The sequence below is a fragment of the Kitasatospora sp. NPDC056783 genome (genome assembly GCF_042789895.1).
In the GTDB taxonomy this organism is placed as follows: Bacteria; Actinomycetota; Actinomycetes; order Streptomycetales; family Streptomycetaceae; genus Kitasatospora.
The window spans coordinates 1-5,736 of record NZ_JBHUAF010000472.1 but is presented as its reverse complement, the minus strand read 5'-3'; the positions used below and the strand labels follow the sequence as shown (position 1 = coordinate 5,736).

The window sequence follows — 5,736 nt, the reverse complement described above, 5'->3', positions numbered from 1 at the left end:
GCCGAAGGCCGGCCGGGTCGGTAACCCCTTGACCCGGCCGGCCTTCGGCGCGCTGCGTGCTGGTGATCCGGTGATCCGGTGATCCGGTGAGCTGGTGTCAGATGCTGGCGACCACCCGGTCGGCGAGCACGTAGACGGCCTCCTCGTCGGTGGAGAAGGTCAGCGAGTACGAGCCGGAGAAGCGCGAGCCGCCGAGCAGCCGGACGTGCTCACCGGCGCGGACCGCGTCGATCAGCCGGTAGGCGGCCTCCCGGTCGCCCGGGGCCACGCAGAGGGTGGTGCCGTCGGCGAAGGCGTACACGTCCAGGGTGCCCAGCGGGCCCGGGCGGACGTCGATCAGGGCGACGGCCTCCTCGGCGAGTGCGGCCAGCCGGTTGTCGGTCCACTCCCGGGACGGCGCCTGGCTGGGCACGAAGTCGGGGTGCGAGGGGTGGCGGCGCGGGTCGGGCGCGGCGACCGGGGCCTCCTCGACGGCCGGGTCGGCGTCCAGCAGCCCGGCCTCCAGGCCGGTGGCCAGCAGGTCGGCCTCCCGGCGGGCCCGGGCGTCCTTGGTCTCGCCGCCCGGGTGCCCGGGGCGCAGCGGCACGCCGCCCTCGCCGCCCGGCTCGACCGGGGCGGGGCCGCCCTCGTTGATCAGGTCCTCCAGCGCGGAGCGCAGCGCCTCGCCGAACTCCGGGTCCATCGTTCCGGCGTTGTCCACGGCGTCCTGCGGGCCGGTGGGGCGGGGGAAGAACAGCGGCCACTCGTCGGTTCCGGAGAACGCGCCGGTGAACGGGGAGTCGAGCAGTGGCGCGTCCTCGGCCGCGCGGGCCTCCTGCTCGGCCCAGAACGCCCGGGCCTCGGTGATCTCCCGCTCGCGGTCGGCGGCGAGCGCTTCGGTGACGGCCCGGCGTATCGCGGCCTCGTCCACCGGGGCCGGCGCGGTCCGGGCCGCGGCCTGCGCGTCCAGTCGGCGGGAGAGTCCGCGGAGGTGGAGCAGGACGGCGGTCGACACGGTGATCAGGATCAGCAGCAGGATGGTGTAGACGGCGCTCACGGAACGTACTCCTAGCGAGGAGCGGAACGGGGTTACGTGTCCACACTGCCGCATCTTGGGCTGTTACCGCAGTGGCGAATGTCCAATTCCTCCGGGACTTTCGCTCTTGTCCCCAAATTGTTAGGTAACACCGTTCTACGCAGTGGAGTTGATCCGCTCCGCAGTGTCGATTTCCGGGCCGAAAACGAAAGAAAAGAGGGCCGGATCGACCTCCCGGTGTGATCCGGCCCTCAATTACGCTGCGTCACTCCAAATGGGTGGTCCAGACCCTTCGGAGGGGGTCCGGGCGGTCAGCTGAGGCGCTCGATGACCATCGCCATGCCCTGGCCGCCGCCGACGCACATGGTCTCCAGGCCGAACTGCTTGTCGTGCCACTGGAGGGAGTTGATCAGCGTGGTGGTGATCCGGGCGCCGGTCATGCCGAAGGGGTGGCCGACGGCGATGGCGCCACCGTTGACGTTCAGCTTGTCCAGGTCGACGCCGAGGTCCCGGTAGGAGGGGATCACCTGGGCCGCGAAGGCCTCGTTGATCTCGACCAGGTCGATGTCGTCGATGGTCAGGCCGGCCCGCCGGAGCGCCTGCTTGGAGGCCTCGACGGGGCCGTAGCCCATGATCTCGGGGGAGAGCGCGCTGACACCGGTGGAGACCACCCGGGCGAGCGGGGTGATGCCGAGTTCGCGGGCCTTGGTGTCGGACATGACGACCAGAGCCGCGGCGCCGTCGTTCAGCGGGCAGCAGTTACCCGCGGTAACGGTGCCGTCGGGGCGGAACACCGGCTTCAGGCCGGCCACGCCCTCCAGGGTGACGCCGGCACGCGGGCCGTCGTCGGTGCTGACCACGGTGCCGTCCGGGAGCGTCACCGGGGTGATCTCGCGCTCCCAGAAGCCGGCCTTGATGGCGGCCTCGGCGAGGTTCTGCGAGCGGACGCCGAACTCGTCCTGCTCGGCGCGGGTGATGCCCTTGAGCGCGGCCAGGTTCTCGGCGGTCTGGCCCATCGCGATGTAGGCGTCCGGCAGCAGCCCGTCCTCGCGCGGGTCGTGCCAGCCCTCCCGTCGCCCACCACCCTCGTTCGAGGCGCTACGCGCCGCCCCCCACGTGCCCGCCTCGGCGCGCTGCTGGGTGCGGGCCCGGGCCTCGTCGAAGAGCGGGTTCATGGTGCCGGGCAGGCCGTCCGAGGTGCCGTTCACGCTGCGCGAGACGGTCTCCACGCCGGCCGAGACGAAGACGTCGCCCTCGCCCGCCTTGATCGCGTGCAGTGCCATCCGCGTGGTCTGGAGCGAGGAGGAGCAGTAGCGGGTGATGGTGGCACCGGGCAGGTAGTCCATGCCCATCTGGACGGCCACGATGCGGGCCAGGTTGTGGCCCTGCTCGCCGCCGGGCAGGCCGCAGCCCAGCATCAGGTCGTCGATCTGGCGCGGGTCGAGCTGCGGGACCTTGGCCAGAGCGGCCTGGATGACGTGGGCGGTCAGGTCGTCCGGGCGGACGTCCTTGAGCGAGCCCTTGAACGCCCGGCCGATCGGCGAACGGGTGGCGCTGACGATGACGGCTTCGGGCATGGCGGGCTCCTCGCTGAGTGACGGCGGATCTGACGTCCGGGAGGAAAGTTACCGTCTGGTAGATCAGGCGTCACCGGCCCCAGCGTGTGAGCTGGCCGACGTATTCCCCGAGGCCGTACCGGGCTCCTTCCCGTCCTCCTGGCCGTCCTCCGGCCCGTCCTCCTGGCCGTCCTCCGGCCCGTCCTCCTGGCCGTCCTCCTGGCCGTCCTCCGGCCCGTTCTCCGGAGTGGGCATGCCGATCCGCAGCCGGTGCCGCAACTGGGCCCAGCGGCGGCTCGCGCCCTCCGCCGCGACGGCCGCCACCTCGGTGCCCTCCCGGCCGGCCGCCGCGGCGGCGGCCACCGCGACCGGCAGCACCGCGCTGCCCGGGACGGTCGCGGTCGCGGGCTCCTCCTGCGGCCAGAGGCCGAGCGCGGCGCAGACGGAGGGCAGCACGGCCATCGCGGCGGTCGCGTAGCCCTGGGCGGAGGGGTGGTAGCGGTCGGCGGCGAACATCTCCGGGCGCGCGGCGAACTCCGGGCCCAGCAGCGAGCCGAGCGAGACCGTCCGGCCGCCCGCCTCGATCACCGCGATGGTCTGCGCGGCGGCCAGCTGCCGGCTCAGCCGCCGGGCCACCCAGCGCAGCGGCGGGCGCACCGGCTTGATCGTCCCGAGGTCGGGGCAGGTGCCCACGACCACCTCGCAGCCGTTGGCGCGCAGCGCGGCGACGGCCTCGCCGAGCTGGCGGACGGCCAGCTGGGCCGGGCTGTGTCTGGTCACGTCGTTGGCGCCGACGATGATCACCGCGATGTCCGGGCGGTGCCGCAGCGCCCGCTCCAGCTGGCCGGAGAGGTCGGCGGAGCGGCCGCCGGACCGGGCCACGTTGACCAGCCGGACCGGGCGCTCGGCCACCGAGGCGAGGCCGGCGGCGAGCAGGGCGCCCGGGGTCTCGCCGGCCCGGGCCACACCGAGGCCGGCGCCGGTGGAGTCGCCGAGGACGGCCAGCACCAGCGGGGCCGGCGGGGCGGCGGTGCGGTCGGCGAAGGCCTCGCCGTAGACACCGTCGGCCTTGGGCGGCTGGGTCTCCAGCACGCCGATGGCCTGGACGGCGAGCTTGCTCTCGGTCAGCAGCAGGCCGACCAGGCCCACGCCGAGCAGACCGAGCCCACCGCCGCCGTACGCCGCGGCGGTGGCGATCCGGCGGGCCACCCGCGCCCGCGAGTCCTGTGCCCCTGGCATGGCGGTGCCCCCTTCGCGTGCTCCCGGCCGGCCCCTCCGGCGGTACCCCGCTTCTACCCGCGTGGAGGGCCGGAGTACCGGCGGAGGTGGGCCATTGGTGAGCGGGGAGGGGGCCGGGGGCGTGGGCCGGCGGCGGGCCGTCGGGGCAGGGGGGAAGCAGGGGGGCCGCGGGGCGGGTGTCACGCCCTACGCTTTGCAGTACCGAAGCACTCGCATGCCCACAGACCGGGAGGACCCCCGTGCGGTACCACAATTCGATCATCGACCTGGTCGGCAACACGCCTCTGGTCAAGCTGAACAAGGTCACCGAGGGCATCAGCGCGACAGTGCTGGCGAAGGTCGAGTACTTCAACCCCGGTGGCTCGGTCAAGGACCGCATCGCGATGCGCATGATCGAGGCCGCCGAGGCCTCGGGCGCCCTCAAGCCCGGCGGCACCATCGTCGAGCCGACCTCCGGCAACACCGGCGTCGGCCTGGCGATCGTGGCCCAGCAGAAGGGCTACAAGTGCATCTTCGTCTGTCCGGACAAGGTCTCCACCGACAAGATCAACACCCTGCGCGCGTACGGCGCCGAGGTGGTCGTCTGCCCGACCGCCGTCGCCCCGGAGCACCCGGACTCGTACTACAACGTCTCCGACCGGCTGGTCCGGGAGACCCCGAACGCCTGGAAGCCGGACCAGTACTCCAACCCGGACAACCCGGCCTCGCACTACCACTCCACCGGCCCGGAGCTGTGGGAGCAGACCGACGGGAAGATCACCCACTTCGTGGCCGGCGTCGGCACCGGCGGCACCATCTCCGGCACCGGCAACTACCTGAAGGACGCCTCCGGCGGCAAGGTCAAGGTGATCGGCGCCGACCCGGAGGGCTCGGTCTACTCGGGCGGCACCGGCCGTCCGTACCTGGTCGAGGGCGTCGGTGAGGACTTCTGGCCGACCGCCTACGACCGCGATGTCGCGGACGAGATCGTCGCCGTCTCCGACAAGGACTCGTTCCAGATGACCCGCCGCCTGGCCAAGGAGGAGGGCCTGCTGGTCGGCGGCTCCTGCGGCATGGCCGTGGTGGCCGCGCTGGAGGTGGCCCGGAAGCTGGGGCCGGACGACGTCGTGGTGGTACTGCTGCCGGACGGCGGCCGCGGCTACCTGTCGAAGATCTTCAACGACGACTGGATGGCCGACTACGGCTTCCTGCCCTCCTCCACCGACGAGGCGCACATCGGCGAGGTGCTGGCCCGCAAGGAGTCCATCGCTCAGGGCGGCGTCCCGCAGTTCGTCCACATGCACCCGAACGAGACGGTCGCCGAGGCGGTCCGGGTGCTGCGCGAGTACGGCGTCTCGCAGATGCCGGTGGTCTCCCCGGGCGCCGGACACCCGGACATCATGGCCGGCGAGGTGATCGGCTCGGTGGTGGAGAAGCTGCTGCTGGAGGGCATCTTCGCGAAGGACATCGAGCTGACCGACACGCTGGACAAGGTGATGTCCAAGCCGCTGCCGGTGGTCGGCTCGGGCGAGACCGTCACCAACCTGATGACCGTGCTGGAGAAGGCCGACGCGGCCGTCGTGCTGGTCGAGGGCAAGCCGCAGGGCATCGTCACCCGCCAGGACCTGCTGGGCTTCCTGACCGGCCGCGGCCAGCACTGACGCGACGCCGCCGCCCCGGGGACGGCCGCGCGGGACCGTCCCCGGGAAGTGGTACACCGGCGTCACCTGTCCGCAGCACGTGGTTAACAAGCCTCCGGCATCGTGGTGGTCAACGGCAGGACGCCGAACGAGGCGACGGCAACCGTCCGGGAGCGGCTCCCCGGCGACCGCGGTCGGCTCCGGACACGCCGGGCGGACCTGACCGGCCCGTCGTGTCCTCCGCGGGGGGAGGCGCTGTCCCGCTCCTTCGCCCGGCTCCGGCCGGCCGACGGGGTGCGGTGGCTCC

Annotated in this window: 4 protein-coding genes; 1 reads left to right on the top strand and 3 read right to left on the bottom strand. The window is 72.9% G+C overall.

Annotation, left to right across the window (positions count from 1 at the left end; all coding sequences use genetic code 11):
* Positions 1-97: 97 nt before the first annotated feature.
* The 3 genes from ACFRMQ_RS37145 to ACFRMQ_RS37135 form a co-directional block, all read right to left on the bottom strand.
* A complete protein-coding gene (locus tag ACFRMQ_RS37145; RefSeq protein ID WP_380735268.1) occupies positions 98-1,036 on the bottom strand; it encodes a hypothetical protein in 939 nt (312 codons plus the stop codon).
* A gap of 290 nt (positions 1,037-1,326) precedes the next feature.
* Positions 1,327-2,592 carry an acetyl-CoA C-acetyltransferase gene (locus ACFRMQ_RS37140; protein WP_380735267.1) on the bottom strand — a complete coding sequence of 422 codons (1,266 nt, stop codon included), beginning with the start codon at positions 2,590-2,592 and terminating at the stop codon, positions 1,327-1,329.
* Positions 2,593-2,655: 63 nt separating this feature from the next.
* Positions 2,656-3,810: an SGNH/GDSL hydrolase family protein gene (locus ACFRMQ_RS37135; protein ID WP_380735266.1), complete on the bottom strand. Its 1,155-nt coding sequence runs from the start codon at positions 3,808-3,810 to the stop codon at positions 2,656-2,658.
* 239 nt (positions 3,811-4,049) lie between these two features.
* Here ACFRMQ_RS37135 and ACFRMQ_RS37130 point away from each other — a divergent pair, with 239 nt between their 5' ends.
* Positions 4,050-5,450, top strand: a complete 1,401-nt coding sequence (locus ACFRMQ_RS37130) for a cystathionine beta-synthase (protein ID WP_380735265.1) — start codon at positions 4,050-4,052, stop codon at positions 5,448-5,450.
* The last annotated feature ends 286 nt before the right edge of the window (positions 5,451-5,736 follow it).

What these genes read in the sequence shown, in the direction of transcription:
- ACFRMQ_RS37140 (WP_380735267.1), bottom strand. Translation starts at nt 2,592, where the DNA reads ATGCCCGAAGCCGTCATCGTCAGCGCCACCCGTTCGCCGATCGGCCGG.
- ACFRMQ_RS37135 (WP_380735266.1), bottom strand. Translation starts at nt 3,810, where the DNA reads ATGCCAGGGGCACAGGACTCGCGGGCGCGGGTGGCCCGCCGGATCGCC.